17 protein-coding genes are annotated in these 23043 nt (G+C 42.5%); 14 read left to right on the plus strand and 3 right to left on the minus strand.

Annotated elements, in window-relative coordinates; all coding sequences use genetic code 11:
* Positions 1-173: 173 nt before the first annotated feature.
* From AC1DQW_RS11520 to AC1DQW_RS11535, 4 genes are all read left to right on the plus strand, one after another.
* The gene (locus AC1DQW_RS11520) at positions 174-1334 is read left to right on the plus strand and encodes a DUF1015 family protein (protein ID WP_477454212.1); all 1161 of its coding nucleotides are present in this window, start codon (positions 174-176) and stop codon (positions 1332-1334) included.
* Positions 1335-1898: 564 nt separating this feature from the next.
* Positions 1899-2729, plus strand: a complete 831-nt coding sequence (gene kduI / locus AC1DQW_RS11525) for a 5-dehydro-4-deoxy-D-glucuronate isomerase (protein WP_477454213.1) — start codon at positions 1899-1901, stop codon at positions 2727-2729.
* A gap of 38 nt (positions 2730-2767) precedes the next feature.
* Positions 2768-3583 (plus strand): SDR family oxidoreductase, encoded by an 816-nt coding sequence (locus AC1DQW_RS11530; protein ID WP_477405432.1) that lies wholly within the window; start codon positions 2768-2770, stop codon positions 3581-3583.
* 325 nt (positions 3584-3908) lie between these two features.
* A complete protein-coding gene (locus AC1DQW_RS11535) occupies positions 3909-4946 on the plus strand; it encodes a LacI family DNA-binding transcriptional regulator (protein ID WP_477454214.1) in 1038 nt (345 codons plus the stop codon).
* 412 nt (positions 4947-5358) lie between these two features.
* Here the strand turns inward: AC1DQW_RS11535 and AC1DQW_RS11540 are convergent, their stop codons facing one another.
* Positions 5359-6690, minus strand: coding sequence for a MutS-related protein (locus AC1DQW_RS11540; protein ID WP_477454215.1), 1332 nt, complete (start codon positions 6688-6690; stop codon positions 5359-5361).
* A gap of 340 nt (positions 6691-7030) precedes the next feature.
* On the opposite strand from AC1DQW_RS11540, the gene AC1DQW_RS11545 reads away from it, so the two are divergent.
* The 10 genes from AC1DQW_RS11545 to AC1DQW_RS11590 all read left to right on the plus strand — a co-directional run bounded on the left by AC1DQW_RS11545 (position 7031) and on the right by AC1DQW_RS11590 (position 21644).
* Positions 7031-7831: a DUF4350 domain-containing protein gene (locus tag AC1DQW_RS11545; protein WP_477454216.1), complete on the plus strand. Its 801-nt coding sequence runs from the start codon at positions 7031-7033 to the stop codon at positions 7829-7831.
* A 38-nt stretch (positions 7832-7869) separates the two neighbouring features.
* A complete protein-coding gene (locus AC1DQW_RS11550; protein WP_477454217.1) occupies positions 7870-8904 on the plus strand; it encodes a LacI family DNA-binding transcriptional regulator in 1035 nt (344 codons plus the stop codon).
* A 303-nt stretch (positions 8905-9207) separates the two neighbouring features.
* Positions 9208-10422, plus strand: a complete 1215-nt coding sequence (locus tag AC1DQW_RS11555; RefSeq protein WP_477454218.1) for a glycoside hydrolase family 88 protein — start codon at positions 9208-9210, stop codon at positions 10420-10422.
* 22 nt (positions 10423-10444) lie between these two features.
* Positions 10445-12352: a glycoside hydrolase family 97 protein gene (locus AC1DQW_RS11560; RefSeq protein ID WP_477454219.1), complete on the plus strand. Its 1908-nt coding sequence runs from the start codon at positions 10445-10447 to the stop codon at positions 12350-12352.
* Positions 12353-12481: 129 nt separating this feature from the next.
* Positions 12482-13711 (plus strand): L-fucose:H+ symporter permease, encoded by a 1230-nt coding sequence (gene fucP, locus AC1DQW_RS11565; protein WP_477454220.1) that lies wholly within the window; start codon positions 12482-12484, stop codon positions 13709-13711.
* Positions 13712-13719: 8 nt separating this feature from the next.
* Positions 13720-14805 (plus strand): serine hydrolase domain-containing protein, encoded by a 1086-nt coding sequence (locus AC1DQW_RS11570; RefSeq protein WP_477454221.1) that lies wholly within the window; start codon positions 13720-13722, stop codon positions 14803-14805.
* A 10-nt stretch (positions 14806-14815) separates the two neighbouring features.
* Positions 14816-16501 (plus strand): glycoside hydrolase family 43 protein, encoded by a 1686-nt coding sequence (locus tag AC1DQW_RS11575; protein ID WP_477454222.1) that lies wholly within the window; start codon positions 14816-14818, stop codon positions 16499-16501.
* A gap of 133 nt (positions 16502-16634) precedes the next feature.
* A complete protein-coding gene (locus AC1DQW_RS11580; RefSeq protein ID WP_477454223.1) occupies positions 16635-19499 on the plus strand; it encodes an endo-acting ulvan lysase-like protein in 2865 nt (954 codons plus the stop codon).
* A 1-nt stretch (position 19500) separates the two neighbouring features.
* Positions 19501-21147: a hypothetical protein gene (locus AC1DQW_RS11585; protein WP_477454224.1), complete on the plus strand. Its 1647-nt coding sequence runs from the start codon at positions 19501-19503 to the stop codon at positions 21145-21147.
* An 83-nt stretch (positions 21148-21230) separates the two neighbouring features.
* Positions 21231-21644, plus strand: coding sequence for a nuclear transport factor 2 family protein (locus AC1DQW_RS11590; RefSeq protein WP_477454225.1), 414 nt, complete (start codon positions 21231-21233; stop codon positions 21642-21644).
* A 33-nt stretch (positions 21645-21677) separates the two neighbouring features.
* On the opposite strand, the gene AC1DQW_RS11595 is transcribed toward AC1DQW_RS11590, so the two are convergent.
* Together AC1DQW_RS11595 and cobA are read right to left on the minus strand one after the other, a co-directional pair.
* Positions 21678-22034, minus strand: a complete 357-nt coding sequence (locus AC1DQW_RS11595) for a DUF7009 family protein (RefSeq protein WP_477454226.1) — start codon at positions 22032-22034, stop codon at positions 21678-21680.
* Between the two features lie 8 nt (positions 22035-22042).
* On the minus strand, positions 22043-22771 hold the full coding sequence (cobA, locus tag AC1DQW_RS11600) for a uroporphyrinogen-III C-methyltransferase (RefSeq protein ID WP_477454227.1): 729 nt from the start codon (positions 22769-22771) through the stop codon (positions 22043-22045).
* Between the last annotated feature and the right edge of the window lie 272 nt (positions 22772-23043).

Below are 23043 nucleotides of genomic sequence, written 5' to 3' on the forward strand. Positions count from 1 at the left end.
TTTTTTGGTGTTTATTACAACAATAAATATATAGATTTGGTTAAGTTATTAGAGACTGTTTAAAAATAAATAGACCTCGCAATGACGCATGGATATGCGCTTCATTAGAAGTATAAAACATTAATAAATTTAAACAGCTTTTAATAAGTTACAGTATTTGAAAAAGTGATGATATGATTGGGATTAGTCCTTTTCGCGCGGTGAGGCCGCATCCTTTTTACGCGGAGCAGTTCCTTTTTACGGGGATTGATATGTCGGGCGAGCACCTGGTGGGTGCCGTTGTGCCTGCTTTGAAGTTGTTACTGGAGAGTGGCTCGAGGAATAGCGACCTGGACGCGGGCGCTCTGGATAGCGTTTATTCCGAAATAAAGGAGGTATTTCAGGATCTGTTGGCTAATAAGCTGCTGCTGCAGGATGTGGAGCCATGTATGTATATCTACGAGGTTTGGCGTGATGGGAAGACATCAACCGGGGTTTGGACTTTAATGGCGCTGGATAGTTACCGGGAAGGAAGTGTGCTGGCACATGAGCTTACGCTGGCAGAAAAGGAGTTGCGACACCGCGAATACAGGTTGGCGGTAGGGTTGGAGGGCCAGCCGGTGTTGCTGGCTTACCCGCCGGATGGGGCAATTGGCCGTTTGATTGCTGCGGTTAAAGCTACCGGATCTCCAGATAAGTTGAGTTATAAAGGGGCGAGCCATTTGTTATGGCGGGTTCAGGATACAGAGACATTGCATTTGCTCACCTTGCTGTTTTCGGAAGTTGAACATGCATTTGTCGCTGATGGCCATCACCGGATAGCGGCGGCAGCAAGTACGAACGACCGGTATATCAGTTCGCTGCTGATGGCTGCCGACCAATTTGAAGTAGGACCTTTTTATAGGATGGTGCTGCCCCGGGTGGTTTTACCTTTAGAAGAATTACTGTTTTGTTTGGAAAAGGATTTCGTAGTTGAGCTTTCTATGGATAACCTGCCTTATGCGCCGGGTACACCGGGCTGGATCGGGATGCTGGCTGGTGGGCGTTGGTACCATTTGTTTGCTAAACGGCAGGGGCCTGGAGTGATATTATTGCAGCATTATATTTTGGCGCCGGTTTTTGGGATTATTGATCCCATGACCGACGGACGTTTACATTATGCCGGCGGCCCGGGCGGGCTTGATAAACTGGTGGATTTTTGCGAGGCGAACGTAGACGCCGTTGGCTTTACGGTTTATCCGTTAACAATTGACCAGGTGATGGAAGCAGCAACGCGGGGTGATAGGTTGCCGCCCAAATCTACCTGGATGACACCCAAAGCACCGTATGGGTTGGTAATGGCGCTGAGGAGTTAGGGGTTGTTTAAAAATAGATAAATAGATCGTCATTGCGAGGTACGAAGCAATCCCCGACCTACAGAGTAACTGTGCAAATCCGATCTGTATTTTAGGGAGTGCTTTGTCGTATTTCCTTATAAGGACGTGTTCGCAAGTGTCTGATTGTCAGAGCTGTTTTTTAATATAATCTATGTCATTGCGAGGAACGAAGCAATCGCATGCTATACAGGGCGGACCTGCACAGTTCGCGATTGCCGCGCTGCGCTCGCAATGACATGGGTGTTGTGAGGCCCTAAACCCAACACGTCATCCCCATTTTTTTCCAGGATTATCCCGGTGGATACGCAATGACGATCACGAGGTGATTGTGGTATTCATACATGTCATTACTGTTTTTTCCAGCTCGGCTGATGGTTACTCGTATGACGCCTGGATAGGCGTTTCACGGACGGTTTTGGAAGTTTTATCCTTTGCATGGATGCTTATTAACTACAACGATGAAGTAAAAATATGCTTGCTATATCTTTTTAATTAGTAGTTTGGGTTGTAGAATTGCAAAGATTTAAATAAAAACATATCACCTTGAAAGTATTACAAAGTGTACATCCCGAAGATTTTAAAAGTTATCAAACCGCGCTTATCCGCGAGCGTTTCCTTATAGATAACCAGGTACAGCCCGGCGAGATCAATTGTACCTATACCCATTACGACAGGATGATAGTTGGTTTTGCCAACCCTGTAAATACCCAACTATTGCTGCCAAACTACCCCAACCTTAGGGCCGAATATTTTTTGGAACGCAGGGAAATAGGCATCATTAATGTTGCCGGCGATGGTGTGGTAATAGCCGACGGCCAATCTTTCGACCTTAAAAAACTGGATTGCCTGTACATTGGCAAGGGTACTAAAAGTGTTCATTTTGCCAGTAAAAACGCGGCCGAACCTGCTGTATTCTATATGCTTTCGGCGCCGGCACATGCCCAATATCCAACAACGCTGTTAACCCAGGCCGATGCGGTAAAAGTTACGCTTGGTTCGGCATCAACAGCCAACCATCGTACCATCAATAAATATATTCACCTGGAAGGCACAAAAAGCTGCCAGCTGGTAATGGGCTTAACCATTTTGCATGATGGCAGTGTATGGAACACCATGCCGTCGCATGTACATGACCGCCGTATGGAAGCCTATTTTTATTTTGATGTACCACAGGGACAAAAGATTTTTCATTATATGGGCGAGGGACAGGAAACCCGGCATATCACCATGAATAACTACGATGCGGTGGTATCACCACCCTGGAGCATCCATTCGGGCAGCGGTACGGCAAGCTACAGCTTTATTTGGGGCATGGCCGGCGAAAACCTCGACTATACCGATATGGACCCGATTGCCATTCCCGACATCAGATAATAACTATCTTTAACTAAAATTAAAAAGATTCAAATACATTGGAAAATAACTTCTCATTGGCCGGTAAAGTAATTGTAGTTACAGGCGGTACAGGCATATTAGGCAACTCGTTTATAAATGGTATTGTGGAAGCAGGTGGTGCAGTAGGTATATTAGGCAGAAACGCCGAAATAGCCGAAGAACGTGCAGCTGCTATTAATAAAAATGGCGGTAAAGCAGTTGCTTTAGCTGCCGATGTTTTAAACGAAGCAGAATTGCAGGCGGCTAAAACCAAACTGCTGGACACCTTCGGTCGTTTGGATGGCCTGGTGAATGGGGCAGGGGGTAATATGCCGCAAGGCGTTTTACAACCCGACGAAGATATTTTTAAAATGAACATAGCCGGTATGAAAACCGTGATGGATTTGAATACCTGGGGCACCATTATCCCCACACAGGTATTTGGCGAGGCCATAGCGCAAACCGGCAAAGGCAGTATCGTCAATATCTCGTCTATGAACTCCAAACGGGCCATTACCAAGGTATTGGGCTACAATATTGGTAAGGCGGCGGTTGATTGTTATAACCAATGGTTTGCGGTGGAACTGGCTAACCGTTATGGCGATGCCATCAGGATGAACGCGTTGGCGCCGGGCTTTTTTCTTACCGAGCAAAACCGTAACCTGCTAACCAAACCCGAGGGCGGATATACAGAAAGAGGACAACTGGTAATTAAGCAAACCCCCTTTAAGCGTTTTGGTCATCCCGATGAATTAATAGGTGCGCTGGTATGGCTGTTAAGCGATGCATCAAAATTTGTTACCGGATCTATGATCTGTGTAGATGGCGGTTTTTCGATTTTTGGCGGCGTTTAACCAGTTTGCTTAATTCCTGGTTAATACAGGGAAATCGCGTTTAAAAGGAGGCGCCTACGGAGCCAAAAGCAAAATGTTTTTTCACTATAAACACATAACTCCGCTGGAGTTGGAAATGGTTATTGTAACATTGACTCCGTGGGAGTCGCGTGTTTATAGCACACAGGAAAACCCAAACCCCGGCTCCGTAGGTGCCTCCTGCTTGTTTTCATTTAAAAGCGATCCTGCTGGTTAATACTGAATTTATATTTTCATTAATTTACTTATGTTTACTACAGATTAGTTTATTGGCTGTAGCTGAATAACTGGGTAAATTTTATAAAGTATGAATTTCGGGGTAGTTACGATAAAAGATATTGCTAAGGAATTAGGGATTTCTACTTCAGCTGTATCTAAAGCGCTAAAGGATAGTCATGAAATAGGGGAGAAAACCAAAAAACTGGTCCTGGAATGTGCCAAAAGGCTCAATTACCAGCCTAACCCCATGGCCCAGAGTTTAAAGCAGGGAAACAGCAAATCCTTAGGAATAGTTGTATCTACCATTGATAATCATTTTTTTTCGCAGGTTATTAATGGCATAGAATTTATTGCGCACAGCAAAGGCTATAACGTATTTATTACGCAAACCCATGAATCGTATGAGCTTGAAATGTTAAATGTGAACCATTTAATCTATCGTTCAATTGATGGGCTGCTGATATCCTTATCTACAGAAACAAAGGATGTAGAGCATCTTAAAAAGCTGCATGAGAAGGGCTTACCTATTGTTTTTTTCGACAGGGTGAGCGACGAAATTGAAACCCACAAAGTTATTGCAGACAATTTTATGGGGGCCTATGAGGCAACAAATGCCTTAATTAAAGCCGGATACAGAAAAATTGCGCATATAACAAGTTCGGTAAATGTGTCAATCACAGCCGAAAGGTTGAAAGGTTACCTGTTGGCATTGGAGCAAAACAATATTAAACCAAATGATCGGCATATAAAATATTGTCTTCATGGCGGTAAAGATCTTGGTGAAATAGAAAAAGCGCTTAACGAACTTTTACTTTCACCAGATCGCCCGGACGCTATTTTTACAGCCTCGGACAGGATCACCACAACAACTTTATCGCTTTTGCATAAACTGGAGTTTAGAATCCCCGAAGACATTGCCCTGCTTGGTTTTACCAATACACAATTAGCCGATGTTTTAAATCCTTCATTAAGCACGGTTTACCAGCCGGGTTATGAAATGGGCAAAAAGGCCACCGAAATGCTGATTAACCTGATTGAAAGCAAAAGACCGGTAACCGAGTTTGAAACAGTTGTATTACCTACCCAGGTTTTTATCCGTAATTCATCAACCCCGGTTAACCAATAGCACCTGCAACACGCTTACTATAGCATGCTGATTCCAAGGCTTTGAGATATATCCACGCGTTATTGCGAGGTACGAAGCAATCCCCAATTTACAGAGTAGCTTTTGCAAATCCGATCTGTATAGTTTGGGATTGCTTCGTATCTTATAATGGCATGGTTGTAAGTTATTGATTATCAATATGTATTTTTTTTACACATAAACCTCTTATCCGTCATTGCGAGGAACGAAGCAATCCCCGATTTACAGAGTAGCTGTGCAATTCCGATCTGTATTTTGGGGATTGCTTCGTCGTACCTCCTCGCAATGACGATCACGAGGTGATTGTGGTATCCATACATTTAATTACTGTTTTTTCCAGGATTTTCTGGTGGGTACCTGGCAATGGCGGTTGTTTTTTATTTTTAAACGGCCTCTAAAGTTTTAAAGAGTTTTTTATTATTTCCAGAATCCGTTCATTTTTCACAATCCACATTCCTAATCGCTCTTCTGTAATGCCATGTTTAAGTTTATAACTGTGTACCGGGTTAGTATCTTCAAAAATAGTTTCCATATATCGGAAATTAATATTTTCAACGGATGATAATTCATGGGCAACCTCAACAATATGTGTTGAAACTACAAAGAAACAGGTTTTTACCTCTGCAAAGGCAGCGATTATGGCAAGAGAGGCATCATAGGCATCTTTAACATTTGTCCCTCTGAACAATTCGTCAAAAATGACGAAAATATCTTTTGACTGATTTAATTTTTCAGCCACATGCTTAACCCGCAATACTTCTTTATAAAAGTGGCTTTGTCCCTGTTCCACATCATCCGCTAAGTTTATGGTTGTTATCAGACCTTTAAATGCGGAAGTTACCATGTGTTTCGCAGGCACTGGAAAGCCCAGTTGAGATAAATAGATAGCAATTCCGATTGATTTAAGCAGAGATGATTTTCCGGCCATATTAGTACCGGTAATGAAACAAACATTTTTGTCGGGACTAAATTCGATGTCATTACTTTTAGCATCGGCAATAAATGGGTGGAATAAGCCCTTAATAATTAATCTCGTTGCATTATTTTCATTAACTACCGGCAATGTGAAACCAAGGGCCTTACCGCTTACACTAACGGATTGATAAACATCTAACTGATAAGCAACATTTAACAAAATCTTCATTCTTTCATAAGCGAGCTGCCTGAAAAAGTGGTCCGCTTTCGCCATATCTGTAGCACTGCGGTTAGGTTTAGTTATAAGTTGTTTTAACCATGCAAATTCTTTCGGCTGGAAAGTATTTAAGATAGCCGAACGGAATTCCTGTATTTTTTTAGGCAGATCGCCCTGTAGTGCGTCAGCGAATTTTATTAAGCTATCAAGTATCGACAGCGTACTTTCTATGCCAGTTTGAATTACATAATAATCATTATTATTATTAATTGCATATATGATTTTTTTTAAGAACCTGGGTATAACTGAAAATGGTTTAGCATGGTAATGCTTTTTTAGATAAAATTCTACAAAATCATAATCGTTTCTATTTAAGCTAATTTTAATATGATGTTCCTCCATATACAAAAACACTTCTATTCTTTCCCTTATGTGAACAGGATCGATAAGGGGCTTGTTGAACATATCTTGCAACGCTTCATTGCCACCAATTGTATTTGTGTGGCTGAAAAGGCTATAAATAGATTGGCGTGAATTGTTATTTTGAAATATTGCCAAATCATTTAGTGTTTGCCTGTCTATATCGAAATTCATAAAGATGCTTGTAAGAGTTGCTTAAAGCTAAACTTTCTGTTGCATTATCTTTAATAATATAGGTAATAATATGATTCACCCGAACGCCCTTTAAAACTATTTTGTACTGTTTGCATCTTAACCTCCTTAACAAACTTTTTGGCTCTTAACACTCCCCTGCCCGCCCCATTTCAACAACAGTAAAAAATAACTACGTTGCTTTTATTGAGCATACAGGTTTTGCACTCAATCGATGTAGTAAATAATTTTTGCCCTTATGGCATAAAAAAGAGCATTCGGCAATACATTTGGTAACCAATTATAATAGTATTAATAAACAACGATAACGCTTTAATTATATATGAATTACAGGATGTTTGCAAAAAGGTTGATATGTATACTGCTGTTAGGCCAGGGAGTATATGAAGCAAAATCACAGGTTGTTAAACTGGATTATTACTACAACCGCGAGGTTCATACGGTTGCCGGGCAACCGCAGCGTTTCCATTACCTGTGGGAAGAAAAACAAAATACAGGTTATTCCATATGGGGCGATGCATTTAAAAAATACGGCGCAACTTTAGATTCCCTGGTTACCGCGCCAACTAAAGCCAATTTAAAAGGAACGGCTATATATATTATTGTTGATCCGGATACCAAAAAGGAAAGTCCCAAACCTAATTATATAACCGAGACAGATGCCGAAGCTGTGGCCTTATGGGTAAAAGGCGGTGGTGTGCTGGTAATGCTGGCTAACGACAGCGCAAATGTAGAGCTGCCTCACTTTAACCTGCTGGCCGCAAAATTTGGGATGCATTTTAATAACGATCTTCAAAATCATGTGATTGATGACAGCCACTTTGAAGATGGCGCCATCAATACCACCGGTAATCCGTTATTTAAAACGGCGATAAAAATATTTATGAAGGATGTTTGTTCCATTAGCACCCAATCCCCCGCAGAAGCGGCTTTAACTAAAAAAGGGCAAACAATAATTGCCAGTGCTAAGTTTGGCAAAGGAACGGTATTAGCCATTGGCGATCCCTGGCTTTACAACGAATACACAAACGGGCGTTTACCTGCCGGATATGAGAATGATAAGGCTGCCAATGATATTTCGGCCTGGCTTTTAAAACAGGTTCCGGCCGGCAAAAAACAATAATAAGCTTTGGTTAACATGTACCGCGTAATTTCAGTTAAATGAAAAAAAAGATTTCAATAAAAGATATTGCGTCGCATTTAAACATCTCTATTACAACGGTTTCCCTCATCTTAAACGGAAAATCAAAAGATGTTGGCTTAAGCGCGGTACTAACCGAAAAAGTACTGAAATATGTAGACGAAATAGGGTATAAGCCAAACCTGCTGGCCAAAAGTTTACGAACCGGCAAAACCAAGATCATTTGTTTGCTGATTGAAAATATTGCCGACCCCTTTTTTTCATCCATAGCGGGTTTTGTTGAAGAACTCGCTAATCTGCGTGGCTACAAAATAATTTATGGCAGTACCAAGAATGACCCGGACAAAACCCGCGAGCTTATCGGCCTGTTTAAAGACCGCCACGTTGATGGCTTTATCATTGCTCCCTCCGGCGGACTTGAAAGCGATATAAAGGGCCTTTTAAGCGATAACATCCCACTGGTTTTGTTCGACCGTTATTACAAAACCATTGAAACAGACCAGGTTGTTATTGATAACCTGAATAGTACATACCAGGCGGTTAAACTGCTGATAGATCAACAATACAAGAGCATTGCCTTTATAACCCTTGAATCGGATCAAACCCAAATGTCCGACCGGTTAACGGGTTACCTGGACGCCTTACAGGAAAGCGGCCTGGCTCCCTGCGTTACAAAAATAGTTTACGCCAAAGTTGAACAGGATGCGGTTCATGAAATAGCAGCGCTGATAAAAAACAACCCGCAGATAGATGCCTTGTTTTTTGGCACAAGTTACCTTACCCTTAAAGGCATGGAGGTGATTAAGGAGATGGGCATGTCTGTCCCGCGGGATATAGGGGTGGTTTCATTTGATGACCATGAAGTTTTTAAATTGTTTACTCCGGGCATAACCGCCGTAGCTCAACCGGTTGCCAAAATGTCTGAAGAGCTGGTGAACTTACTGCTTGAACAAATTGATAACAAAGTTCAGGAACGGGCAAAAAAGCAAATCGTTGTTCCTGCTATTTTGCATATCCGCAGTTCTACCATTGATCAAAATAAAGTTTTTATTTGATCCTATATTTTTCTCGATTTTTCTAATCTTTTTCTCCTTTTTTCTGCTCTTTTTCTTGATCTTATATCGATTATTCCCGACTTAAGTCTCCCCTTAATAAACTACAACGTTGGAGTAAATATTTATGATTAAATTCAACTTAAAACGTTTTAGATTGCATTATGTTTGAATTGCCAATTGACACCGGGAAGTGTATTTACTGGAGCTTTAAATGCCACCGGTAAAAACTAAATCCCAATATCTCCTGCCTAAAATAACCAGGTATATGAAATGCAAAAAGAAAAGCAGTATTGATTAAAAAAAATGATTCATAATAATTTAAAAAGGGCAGGTTTAAGTATACTGATTTGGTCGTTTGCCGGTTTAGCACTTGCTCAAAGCAGGTTTTCGCCCGCGAAAGAGATCTTGTACTGTGCAAAACAGGCAGCTAAAACATTAAAAGAGAACGCTATAGATTCGGCGGCAAATTTGCCACGCAATATTGCAAACGGTAAAACTGCCTGGAAATGTGTAAGTTATCATGATTGGTGCAGCGGTTTTTGGCCGGGGGTGCTATGGTATTTATACCAGGGGACACATGATGCAAAATGGAAAATTGCTGCTGATAAATATACGCGCGAATTAACGCCCCTCTCCAACCAAAGTGGTTTTGATCACGACCTGGGTTTCCAGATCAACAATAGCTTTGGCAACGGCTATCGCCTTACCAAAAACCCGGCATACAAAAAGGTGATCCTTAAATCGGCCGATTCGCTGGCTACCCTTTTTAATCCTAAAGTGGGCACTATATTATCATGGCCGGCTATGGTAAAAAAGATGGGCTGGCCACACAATACCATTATTGATAATATGATAAACCTGGAATTGTTATTCTGGGCATCAAAAAACGGAGGCAGCCATCACCTGTATGACATTGCGGTTAAACATGCGGAAACCACCATGCATAATCATTTCAGGCCCGATTATTCAGCTTATCACGTAGTAGTTTATGATACCGTAACCGGCAAAAAAATTAAAGGAATTACACACCAGGGATACGCCGATAGCAGCATGTGGGCCCGGGGCCAGTCATGGGCTATTTACGGCTTTACCATGTGCTACCGCGAAACCCATAAAGCTGAATTTTTGGATTTTGCACAAAAGGTTGTAGATGTGTACTTAAAGAAATTACCTGGGGATTTGATCCCTTACTGGGATTTTAATGCACCTGATATTCCAAACGCACCTAAAGATGCATCCGCCGCGGCCGTTGCTGCTTCGGGGCTGCTTGAGCTTTCCACGTTTGTAAAAGATAAAGCGAAGGCCAAATTATACAGGCACTATGCCGAAAAAATGCTGGTGGCACTTTCATCAGCAAGTTATCAAAGCAGGGGTACTAACCCGGCTTTCCTGTTACATTCAACAGGGCATAAACCCAACGGAACTGAAATTGATGCCTCTATCATTTACGCTGATTATTACTACATTGAGGCATTGCTGAGACTTGAAAATTTACAAAAAGGTAAACTTAAAAACTAACAAGCCAATTTATTTATATAAGATGATAATTACAGCCAGGCTAACAGTATTGTGCTTTCTTACAACGTGGTGTGCCTCAGTAGGCTATTGCCAGGATATTATAAAAAGATCCGAAATTGCAATTCAATCGCCCGATAAAAATATAACATTCACTTTTTATCAAAAAAATAATGCAGGCAAACGCACTATGTATTACCTGGTAAATTTTAAAGATAAGCCGGTTATAACCGAATCTGTACTGGATATACAGATGGATAACCAATTATCGGAGAAGGCAATGGCGCTAAATGTTGATCAGCATAAAAACTGGTGCGAAAACCTCGAAATTAAAAGCATTAAAACCACCACCCATGATACAACCTGGTTGCCGGTTTTAGGTGAAGTTAGCCAGGTGAGAGACCATTACAACGAAACCGATATTACCCTGGTAAAGGACGATAACCCTGATTATGTGCTACAGGTACAGGTACGGGTTTATAACGAGGGGGCGGCCATCCGTTACTATTTACCCGAAAACCCCAAAGGAACATATTATAATATCACAGCCGAAAATACTGAATTCAGTTTGCCACAAGGTACTCAAGCCTGGTTTGCCAACTGGGCCCAGGCGCCTTACTTAAAATTGCCTCTAAATAACTGGCCCGGCGAAAGCGAACGCCCCTTAACACTTGAGCTTCCCAACGGTCTTTTTGTCGCCCTTGGCGAAGCTCAACTGGTGGATTATGCGCGTACTAAGTTTAAGCTAAGCGACAGTAAAACTTCAACATTGGTAACATCCATGTTTGGTAGCGCACAGCTGGTATCGCCGGTTGGTACTCCATGGCGCGCTATCATGATAGCAGAAAAACCGGGCGACCTGGTTGAGCATAATTATATGATGCTAAACCTTAATGAACCCGGTAAAATAGCCAATACCAGTTGGATAAAACCCGGTAAAATTATGCGGGTAATGAGCCAAAGTACAGCCGATGCCAAAGCAAATATAGATTTTGCGGTAAAACATCACCTGCAATATATTCTATTCGACTGGAAATGGTATGGGCCGGCCTTTAGTTTTAGTTCTGATGCAACAAAAGTTGCCATTCCTGATTTTGACCTGCCCGGCATTATTCAATACGGTAAGGAAAAGGGCGTAGGCATCTGGCTGTATGTAAACCAGCAGGCATTATATGCGCAGAGTGATAGCCTGTTTGCTGTTTATAATAAATGGGGTGTAAAAGGCGTAAAGTTTGGTTTTGTACAGGTTGGCTCGCACCGGTGGACAACCTGGGTGGAAAAGGCCATACAGCAGGCTGCCGCCAGCAACATCATGGTTAATATACACGATGATTGGCGACCTACCGGCGAACAACGTACCTGGCCAAACCTGGTATCGGCAGAGGGCATCCGTGGTAACGAAGAAATGCCGGATGCAACCCACAATACCATTTTACCATTTACCCGCTACATTACCGGCGCTGCCGATTACACGATATGCTATTTTGATAAACGCATAAAAACCACGCACGCCCACCAGCTGGCGCTGGCCGCCATTTATTACAGTCCGTTGCAAACACTGTATTGGTATGATAAGCCATCGGCAGAACATAACGAACCTGAGTTGGAGTTTTGGGACAAAATACCAACCACCTGGGATGAAACAAAAGTGATCCAAGGTACGCCCGGCCAGTACATTACTACCGCCCGGCGTAGGGGAACTGATTGGTTTGTGGGTACCATCACCAACAATGATGCACGGCAGGTTAAGCTTGAATTGAAGTTTCTTGAACCAGGCAAAAAATATAAAGCCAAAATATACAGCGATGATCCATCGGTTAATACAGCAACCCATGTTAAGGTAAGCATGCAAATGATTACAAGCAAAACGGTTTTAAATATCAGCATGCAGCCTTCAGGCGGCGAGGCTATCAGTCTTGAACAAATTAATTAATACGCTATGCCTATTCAATATGTGTGTACAGAAGTATTGGTAATTTGCGATAATATAACCAAAGCTGCCGCTGTGTTTACCTATGCTTAAATCTAAATACAATCATTGTTTTAATCAAACCAATATTTTATGACCTCAAAACCCGCATTTACCGAGAAGAGATTCATCGTCCCCTTGATTTTTGTCACCTCATTATTTTTAATGTGGGGTTTACTACTATCCATGAGCGATGTACTCAATAAGCATTTTCAAAATGTGCTCAGCCTTTCCAAATCGCAATCGGGTCTCATCCAGTTTTCCGTTTTTGGGGCATATTTTATTATGAGTGTCCCTGCCGGGTATTTTTTAAAGAAGTTTGGCTATAAACCAGGTGTGCTGCTTGGCTTATTCTTATTTGCCGCCGGCACATTTTTATTTGTGCCTGCTGCCAATGCCGCCTCATTTAACTTTTTCAGGATTGCATTGTTTGTTTTGGGATGCGGTATGGCAACGCTTGAAACTGTGGCACACCCCTTTGCAGCGGCCCTTGGTGATCAGCGTACCAGCGATCAGCGCCTTAATTTTTCACAATCCTTCAACGCGGTAGGTACCATTATTGGACCTGCTATCGGCTCTTATTTTCTTTTCCGCTCAACAACCGAGCATAGTACGGATCTTACATCGGTAAAATCATTATACATCGGTATAGGGTGTGTAATTATATTGATAGCAGTCGCTTTCACGTTTTTAAGAATCCCAGTATTGATCGATCCGCATACCAAAGTAGCAACAGACCCTGATGCGACTAATATAGATATTGAGCCCACTAAAACGCTGTACCAGCACAAACATTTTGTGTGGGCGGTAGCTGCCCAGTTTTTTAATGTTGCTGCACAAGGGGGTACCTGGGCCTTTTTTATTAATTACGGGCATGAAGTAATGAAACTGAGTAGCCAGACCGCGGTAAACTACATGAGTATATTTATGGCTATGATGGCTGCTGGCCGTATTGTTGGCACTTATCTGATGCGGTTTATAGCACCAAATAAATTGCTTGCCATTTTCGCTATCTGTAATATCATTATGTGTTTAATTGTTGCACAGGGTTTTGGCTGGCCTTCCTACATCGCTTTAATGATGATTAACTTCTTTTTCAGCATTATGTTTCCAACCATATTCAGTTTGGGCTTAAAAAATTTAGGGAGCCATACTCAGCAGGCCTCATCCTTTATATCAATGGGTGTAGTTGGCGGTGCGTTCTTCCCGTTCATTATGGGTCAGGTTGCCAATCATGATGTGGCAAAGGCATATTATCTACCCATTATTTGCTACGTGGTTATTTTCCTGTTTGCTTCAAAGTATTACAAGGTTAAACACTAATGAGGTCAATGACAAGGTATTCGATGGGTAATTTGTTGCTTTACTGTTTATTGGCGAATGTAGTTACCGTATCCGCGCAATCTCACACTAAAAAAACAGCCTATGATTTCTCTGTTATCGATAACAAGATCAACGGCTGGATAGATAGCGGTTACTATAAGGGAGCATCTATCCTTATAGCGAAAGACAATCAACCCATTCATGAAAAATATTTTGGTGATTATACCCCGGCATCGGTAGCATATATTGCTTCTGCAGGGAAATGGCTTGCCGCTGCAACCATAGCCGCAGTTGTTGACCAGGGAAAGCTTTCATGGGATGATAGGGTAAGTAAATGGCTGCCGGAGTTTAAAGATGTTAAAGGCCAGGCAACATTGCGCCAGCTTTTATCGCATACAGCGGGTTATCCTGATTATCAGCCGCCAGGTAATCATGCCGATAATTATCAAACATTAAAGGAATCGGTTGCACATATAGTTGATCTGCCTGCAGATACACTGCCCGGAACCAAATTTAAATATGGCGGTCTGGCAATGCAGGTAGCCGGCCGGATGGCCGAGCTGGCAACGGGTAAAGATTGGGAAACCATTTTTCAGGAAAATATTGCTATCCCTTTGCAGATGAGAGCCACACATTTTACACCGGTTAGCGATGTTGGCGGCCAAAGCCCTATGCTGGGTGGTGGCGCAAGAACCAGCCTTCGTGATTATGCAAACTTTTTAAACATGATTATGAATAATGGCGAGTATAAAGGCAAAAGAATATTGTCTGTAAAAGCTATTGAACAAATGCAGGCAGACCAGGTAAACGGTGCGCCGTTTACAGAGCAATATATCATGAAAACCCGGGGCAGCAATCGCAACGATATTTACGGTTTAGGCGAATGGCGTGAGGAAGTTGACACCAATGGTGAGGCAACACTGATCAGTAGCCCAAGCTGGGCCGGGGCATATCCCTGGATCGATAAAAAAAATAAGGTATATGGCTTTTTCCTGGCCCGGGTTTTTCAAATGAAAAATGGGTTTAATTCTTTCTATGCCAGCCCGGTTTTGCCCTTAATGGTGAGGGATATGTTGGTTGGTCACGCTAAGTAAATTCAGAAATATGCAGAGCAGCAAAAAAATTAAGTTTATTCTGAATGCTGGAAATGCCGGTAAATATAAGATGCTGGTTTTAATGATGATATTATCGGTATTATCATCATTAGCCCGCGCGCAAAGCGCTGCGTTGTCAAAAGTGTGGGTTGCCGATCTGGGTAATGGAAAATACAAGAACCCTATTTTATATGCCGATTATTCGGATCCGGATGCTATCAGGGTTGGGAGCGATTATTATATGGTTGCGTCGAGTTTTAACTGTACACCGGGCCTACCCATTTTACACTCTAAAGACCTTGTAAATTGGAAAGTGATCAACTATGCCTTAAAAAAACAGGAACCCGAGGCTGTATATGATCTGCCGCAGCATGGCAAAGGTGTTTGGGCACCCAGCATAAGGCATCATAATGATGAATTTTTTATTTACTATCCAGATCCTGATTACGGTGTTTTCATGGTCAAAACTAAAAATCCGGCCGGTGACTGGGAAAAGCCCGTGTTGGTTTTACCCGGAAAAGGGATCATAGACCCTGCACCGCTATGGGATGATAACGGCAAAGCTTACCTCGCTGTTGCCTGGGCAGGTAGCCGCGCGGGCGTAAACAGCCTGATCACCGTTTTTAAAATGGATGCTGATGGAACCAAAGTGACCGATGAGGGTAAACATGTTTTTGACGGGCATGGTAAAAACCATACTATTGAAGGGCCTAAGTTATATAAGCAAAACGGTTATTATTACATTTTTGCCCCCGCTGGTGGGGTAGCAACCGGCTGGCAGCTGGTATTAAGGGCGAAAAGCATTTATGGCCCGTATGAAAATAAAGTGGTTATGGATCAGGGTAAAACCGATGTAAACGGGCCGCACCAGGGGGCATTGGTAGAAACCCAAACCGGGCAGCCCTGGTTTATTCATTTCCAGGACAAAGGTCCTTACGGACGTATAGTTTACCTGGAGCCTGTAAAATGGGTGAATGACTGGCCCGTAATAGGGAATGATATAGATGGGGACGGTAAAGGAGAACCTGTGCTCACCTTTAAAAAGCCCGACGTTGGTAAAGTATATCCTATAGAAACGCCGGCAGAAAGTGACGAGTTTAACAGCGAATCACCAGGTTTGCAATGGCAATGGCATGCCAACCCCAAACTACAGTGGAGCGCCCAAATACCCGGAAGTTGTTATTTAAGATTGTTTGCTATTCCGCATGATAAGGACGCTGTTAACCTTTGGCCGGTTCCAAATTTACTGCTGCAAAAATTCCCGGCTCCAAATTTTACTGCTGTTACCAAAGTTGATTATAAAGTGGAGTGGGATGTTTGGCAGGGTAAAAAAGCAGGATTGATAATTACGGGTAATGATTATGCTTATTTATCCATCACCAAAGATGAAAAAGGATATAAAATAAGCCAGGTGGTCTGCAAAAACGCGCTGAACGGCGGTACCGAAGAAATAATCGACGAAAAAAGAATAAGCACATCCGTTGCGTATTTAAAGGTAAGCGTAATAGCTCCCGGTGCACGCTGCGCTTTCAGTTACAGTGAGGACGGTATAAATTTTAAATCAATAGGTCAGGATTTTTATGCTAAGCAGGATAAATGGATAGGGGCAAAGGTTGGGCTGTTTTGTACAAGCAACCTTGGTGTACGTTTAGGCGGATATGCCGATTTTGATTGGTTCAGGGTAGATGCAAAATAGGAAACAGTGTTAAGTCAACAGCACTAAGTCGTAAGTTGTAAGTCGGATTTATTCTTTTTGACTTCGAACTTAAGGCTTTCGACTAAAGGCTAACGTCAATTCAAGGTTATAATAAGTGACTAAAGATATGCGATTGAAAAGTATTAAAATAGGTTTTTTTAGTATGGCTATGCTGTGGGCTGTAATGCTTAGCCCTGCTCGCCTTCGGGCCCAAAATATAGCAATACCTGCTCATATCAGTCCATTCCGTCCAAGGCTGGTTACTGATGCACGGACAGGGAAAGATCAGCTGAAAAAACTGATTGAAAAAGAAGCCTGGGCTAAAACTACTTACCAAAGTATTGATAACGAAGTGAAACCCTATGTTATCCGCCATCAAACTGATAGTACATGGATAGTTTCCCGCCTTCAAATGTACTGGAAGGAACACTCAACCGATGTTTACATCAAGAACGGCGTTTATGCTTATGCATCGGGAAAAGCGCCCGTACCTACCGTTCGTTTTACGGGTACAAGGGACGTGGCAACTGCATATTCGCACCCGGCTTTGGATGATATTAAGCCATATATGGATCAGGATGGTAAAATTTATCTTCAAAATAAAACAGCCCCAGGTAAACCATGGGAATGGGTAGATCAATCAAAAACCGGCCGTATTATTGAATCTATCAACATTGATATCATGAATAAAGCCCGCGATGCTGCTATGATATACTGGTACACCGGCGATGAAAAGTATGCCAGGTTTGCCTATGATATTTTCAATACTTACGTAACCGGCATTTATTACCGTAACGAACCAGTAGACTTAAACCGCGGACACGATCAAACGCTGGTGGGTTTATCTGCATTTGAAGTAATTCATGAGGATATAGTTGAACCGCTTACCGCATGTTATGACTTGTTATATAATTACATCGATAAAAAGCATAATGATAAAAAAGCATTATACGCGGGCGCTTTAAAAAAATGGGCCGATATCATCGTTAAAAATGGCGTCCCGTTTAATAACTGGGATTTGATTGAAGCCCGGTTTGTAGCCAATATTGCCCTGGTACTTGATGATAATGATCGGTATGCCGATGGCAAAGGCTGCCAGTACTACCTTGACCAGGTACTCAATAAAACCAATACCCGCCAATGGGCGCTTATGGATTTGTTAAGAAAAGGGTATGACCCTAATACCGCAATCTGGTCCGAGTGTCCTGGCTACTCCGTTAACGTTCTGGGTGATTTTACGGGTTTTGTTGGCTTTTTTGACCGCACTTTAAAAATTGATTTTTTACCACAGATGCCTGTTTTACCAAAAGCAGTATTGGCGCAGGCGCAGTACCTTTATCCCAATGGTTATATTGTTGGTTTTGGCGATACTCACTATGGTCATTTACCAACCCGCGGCATTGAAGATATGATCAGGAATGCACGGTTATATCATAAAACAGGACAAGAGGCCACTTACACCAGGATGCTGAAAACCATTCAGCAAATAGGCGTTGAAAACACGCAAAAGGAAGCGCCCAAACGAGGCGGTTTTAACGCGTTGTTTGCCAGTCCGCCTTTAACCCTTTCCGAAAAAATACCTGCCGGTAAACCCGGCGATTACTTAACCGCCACATTTTGGTCGCCTAATGTAAGCTGGATGGTGTTGCGAAATGGTTTGGATGTAAATAACGGGTTAATGATATCGCAGGCAGGCTCCTCGGGCAATCATGCGCACGCCAACGGCATTGCTATGGAGCTTTATGGAAAAGGGCTTATAATGGCTCCCGAAGGTGGTATAGGTGGCAGTTATTTCCAAACGGACTATGCCGAATATTATTCCCAGTTTCCGGCGCATAACACCGTAGTGGTTGATGGTATTTCATCGTACCCAACCATGAAGAGTAATCACCCCTTGCAATTAATGGCCTGTTACCCGCAGTCCGGGAGGGTTGATGGTTATTTCCTCGATGTAACCTTTTCTGACGTAAGCTTCCTGGAGCCCGAAACAAATGCCGATCAAAACAGGCTGATGAGTATCATACGTACAGGAGATAGCTCCGGCTATTACGTTGATATTTTCCGTTCAAAGAAAAAACTCGGCGGAGATAAATACCATGATTACATTTACCATAACCTGGGTCAGCAGGTTACCCTGTCAGATAGTTTGGGCCAGACCTTAGCGTTGAAAGCTACGGATAAACTCACCTTTGCCAACGTTGAGTTAATGGGCTATGATTATTGGTGGGATAAAAAAGCTATCACCTCCTCAAATGATTTTAAGGCCAGATTTGACCTGCAGATCCCGGGCAGGCAGCCGGTAGCTATGAATATGTGGATGAAAGGTTACCCCGGCAGGGAAATATTCAGCGTTAAGGCCCCGCCATCCCGCTCATGGCGCGGTAATGAGATGATACCGGATAGTATTGCCAACATGCCATTGCCAACTGTTGTAGTGCGCCAAAACGGCGAAGCCTGGAACAAGCCATTTGCCGCAATATATGAGCCATCAGCGGGAGCAGCAGGTAGCACCATTAATAAGATATCTTCCTTTACTGCCACCAGTGCAGATAGTACGTTTACCGGCTTGCTGGTTGAAAGCAAAAATGGATTAAGCGACTATATTATGGTAGATGAAGGTAACGCAACGACTATTTATCATGACATAAGTTTTAAGGGCATATACAGCGTGGTGAGGCTAAAAGCAGATAAAACCGGCTTCCTTTTTTTAGGCAATGGTTATAGTTTGCAAAAAGGTGGTTATGGTTTACAATCAAATGTCCCGTCTTCGGCCGCGTTAAGGTTCAGCAACAACCAGCTTTACTTTACAGCCGATCAGGAGGTTATTTTAAAAGTTCCTGACGATTATGCCCCAGGAAAGAATGTTGTCCTGAATTATAGTATTAGTGGTAAGCCGGTAACCATAACCGGCAAAAAGGTGATAACCGGAAAGCAACATAGCGTTCAGTTTGATATGCCGGTAATGCCCTTTACTAAAATAGGTATTAAACCCGAGTAATGTGAAAGCAGCCAGGTGTATTATAGTTTTAATATTGATTGCTCTTTTAGTTCCTTCGGTTGAAGCCCAGGTATGGCAATGGTCTGTACAGGTAAGGGATGCTAAGGAAAACCCGGGGCAGGCACGGGCGTTTTTATGGATTCCGCCGAACTGTAAAAGTGTAAAGGCTGTTGTTTTTGCGCAGAATAACATGGAGGAGCAATCCATACTGGAAAGTGAAAATTTCAGGGCAAAAATGGGTAAGCTGGGCATTGCCGAGATATGGGTAAGCCCGGCATTTAACGGAAAATTTTTATTTAACGAAGGCGCAGGGGAGCAGTTTAACAAAATAATGGACGATCTGGCATTAGCATCGGGTTATGATGAGCTAAAATTAGCGCCGGTAATACCCATGGGCCATTCCGCCATGGCAAGTGTTCCCTACTATTTTGCCGCCTGGAACCCCGGGCGCACGCTGGCTTGTATATCCGTAAGCGGGCAATGGCCTTATGTACGAAACCAGTTTTTGCCGGATATCTGGAATAAGGATCAAAATATTGATTATATACCAGGTTTGGAAACTATGGGAGAGTACGAGGCGGCAAATACCTGGTCGGATGAAGGGTTAAAAGAACGCCGGCAGCATCCGCTGATGCCGCTGAGCATGCTGGCCAGTCCGGCCCAGGGTCATTTTGCCGCCACCGAAGAAAAGATTGCCTACATAGCTTTTTATATAAAAAAGGCGGTTCAATATCGTTTACCTAAAAGTACCCCGGTGGGCGAGGCGCCTGTTTTGGTGAAAATTGACCCCACAAAACAAGGCTGGCTGGCTGATAAATGGCGCTACAACCAATTGCCCATGGCCAAACCTGCTCCGGTAAATGAATACAAAGGCGACCAGGGCCAGGCTTTCTGGTATTTTGATGAAGAGACAGCTAAAGCAACTTTAAATTATGAAGCAAAACACCGCAACCAAAAGCCGCAGCTGATAGGTTATGTTCAGCATGGTAAAATGGTTGAACAGCGGAACACCCACCAGCAGGTTAATCTTAAATTTGAGCCGGAAGCCGATGGTATTACTTTTAAATTAAAAGCCGCGTTTTATGATACCGTAGCTGGCGGTAGCCCAAGGTTACCCGTTTGGGCAGATATGTCTGTTGGTAGTAAAATTGGTCATTCGCTATCAGGCAAACCCATCCGTATTGACAGGATAACCGGCCCGGTTATTAAGCTTAATGATACCACTTTCCGGTTGCATCCGCAATTAGGTTACTGGGAAAACCCGCACAGTTACGAATTATGGTTTGCAGCTACCCATCCGGGTGATGCCGAATATAAACCTGCTGTACAACAATCGCAAATGGTGGTTCCCCCGCGTAATACACAGGGAAAAGAACAACATATTACATTTTCTCCAATTCCAGATCAGGCATCGGGAGCTAAAAATATAATGCTGCAAGCTGTCTCAGATGCCGGCGTTCCTGTGTACTTTTATATCCAGGACGGCCCTGCTGACATAACCGGGAACAGGGTAAACCTTACTGCAATTCCGCCACGCAGCCGCTTCCCTGTAAAGGTTACGGTAGTAGCCTGGCAGTATGGTAACAGCAATGAGCCAAAACTGCAAACGGCGGTACCGGTAGTGCAAACGTTTTTGATCAAAAAATGATATATTGTTAAAAAATATGCTATTAACCAATTTATAAAGTCATGAAAATTAGTTCAGGAATTAAATTTTTGTTTTGCTTGATTATGATAAACAGCGTAACGCCGGAGCTGGTAAAGGCCCAGTCAAAAAAATCAGTTAAAGAGGTTGCTGCGGCAGTAGAAAGCCTGCGTAAAGCTATGGTTGATGCCGACAGCCTGGCATTGGACGGATTAACAGCAGATAGCCTCAGTTATGGTCATTCGGGTGGTATGCTGCAAACTAAAAAGGAATTTATACATAGTATAACCAGCGGCGCTTCAGACTTTGTTACCATCGATCTATCTGACCAAAAAATTACCATATCGGGTAATACGGCCATAGTAAGGCATATTTTATCTGCCGCTACCAATGATGCCGGTAAAGGTCCGGGTACGGTTAAAATTGGAATATTGCTGGTATGGGTAAAAAACAAATCCGGATGGCATTTACTGGCCCGGCAAGCCGTTAAAGTTCCCTGATCCGCAATTGATCAGGGCTTTTCCAATTCGGGGTTATCTGACTTGAAATGCCAGTGGGTTTGGGTAATTGTCGCTCTGGTCTTCAGCTACATTATCCAAACACTTAAAATCTTTTTCAACCAGCAGATATAAAGAGCTGCTGTTGCTTTCACACCCAACACGATCAGAACCCGTCCAATTGTTGGCCATTGCCGCCGGCATGTACATGGTTATGGTATTGTTATTAAAGCTTGCTGTTAAAACTTCGGTAATGGACCGTTGTAGTGCATATTTAAATACCTGTGTACCAAAAGTGGTTGTTTCCTCAATATACCCATCCTTGTCAAATTGTTCAACATCGGTTTTGGTAAGTCTGTACCGCAGGGAGTTTCCTTTTATCCTGATCTTCATATCAATTCTTAATTTTTAACATTAACTACATCGCCAATAATAATGATGGCCGGGTACGTAAGTTGGTGTTCTGCAGCAATTGTTACCAGGTCTTTAACCACCCCCTTTGCCGATTTTTGTTTTGGCAGCGATGCATGCTGTATAATAGCTGCGGGGGTATCGCCACGGCCTGCAGCTATATAAGCTGCTGCAATTTCTTCCAGCTTTTTCATACCCATATATATAACTACGGTAGCGTTGCTTTGCATCGCCAGGTTAAGGTCGGCAGATAACCGTCCGTCCTTTTTTGTGCCGGTAACCATCCATACACTTTCACTTACCGAACGATGGGTGAGCGGGATATCCTCACAACCCGATGCCTGCATACTGGTAATGCCCGGTATATAGTGCGTTGTAATGCCATGCTCGCGGGCGTAAATGATTTCTTCAAACCCCCTGCCGAATATAAACGGATCGCCACCTTTTAACCTTACCACGCTGCCTTTGGTAAAAGCGTAATGTTTTATAAGCTCATGAATGGTTTCCTGTGGAGTATAATCGCCGTAAGGTTGTTTGCCAACATATACCTTTTCGCAATCCTCCGGGCTTATATCCAGCAATTCTTTATTAGCAAGGTTATCATATAGAATAACTTTTGCCTGTTGAAGTACCTTATATCCCTTCATTGTTATCAATYCTGGGTCTCCCGGACCGGCTCCAATCACAAATAGTTCGGGTTTTTGTATTTTATTTTGCATATTTTCAAATTTGTGGCTAAAAAATCAGATAATGGCTGATTTTATTTGGGTGATTTTGCCAAAGTCTTAAATTTATCAATAAAATAATCTTTATTGATGATGTAAAATATATTAATACCTCTAAATTATGAATTAAAATGTCAATAAACATGATTTATTTAATAAAAAAATGAATTTAAATTTTTATTTGACGTTTTTTTGAGTTATAATTGTAGTGTAAATGTAATCAAGGTCGTAATTGGATGCATTTAGGTTTGAAAATTGCTTTAACA

This window comes from Mucilaginibacter sp. P5_A4 (genome assembly GCF_056400605.1).

Bases quoted from the DNA above. Each gene is read 5' to 3' on its own strand.
- AC1DQW_RS11545 (WP_477454216.1), top strand. From the start codon at position 7,031: ATGAATTACAGGATGTTTGCAAAAAGGTTGATATGTATACTGCTGTTA.
- AC1DQW_RS11550 (WP_477454217.1), top strand. From the start codon at position 7,870: ATGAAAAAAAAGATTTCAATAAAAGATATTGCGTCGCATTTAAACATC.
- AC1DQW_RS11555 (WP_477454218.1), top strand. From the start codon at position 9,208: ATGATTCATAATAATTTAAAAAGGGCAGGTTTAAGTATACTGATTTGG.
- AC1DQW_RS11535 (WP_477454214.1), top strand. From the start codon at position 3,909: ATGAATTTCGGGGTAGTTACGATAAAAGATATTGCTAAGGAATTAGGG.
- fucP (WP_477454220.1), top strand. From the start codon at position 12,482: ATGACCTCAAAACCCGCATTTACCGAGAAGAGATTCATCGTCCCCTTG.
- AC1DQW_RS11595 (WP_477454226.1), bottom strand. From the start codon at position 22,034: ATGAAGATCAGGATAAAAGGAAACTCCCTGCGGTACAGACTTACCAAA.
- AC1DQW_RS11540 (WP_477454215.1), bottom strand. From the start codon at position 6,690: ATGAATTTCGATATAGACAGGCAAACACTAAATGATTTGGCAATATTT.
- AC1DQW_RS11575 (WP_477454222.1), top strand. From the start codon at position 14,816: ATGCAGAGCAGCAAAAAAATTAAGTTTATTCTGAATGCTGGAAATGCC.
- AC1DQW_RS11520 (WP_477454212.1), top strand. From the start codon at position 174: ATGATTGGGATTAGTCCTTTTCGCGCGGTGAGGCCGCATCCTTTTTAC.
- AC1DQW_RS11590 (WP_477454225.1), top strand. From the start codon at position 21,231: ATGATAAACAGCGTAACGCCGGAGCTGGTAAAGGCCCAGTCAAAAAAA.
- AC1DQW_RS11560 (WP_477454219.1), top strand. From the start codon at position 10,445: ATGATAATTACAGCCAGGCTAACAGTATTGTGCTTTCTTACAACGTGG.
- AC1DQW_RS11570 (WP_477454221.1), top strand. From the start codon at position 13,720: ATGACAAGGTATTCGATGGGTAATTTGTTGCTTTACTGTTTATTGGCG.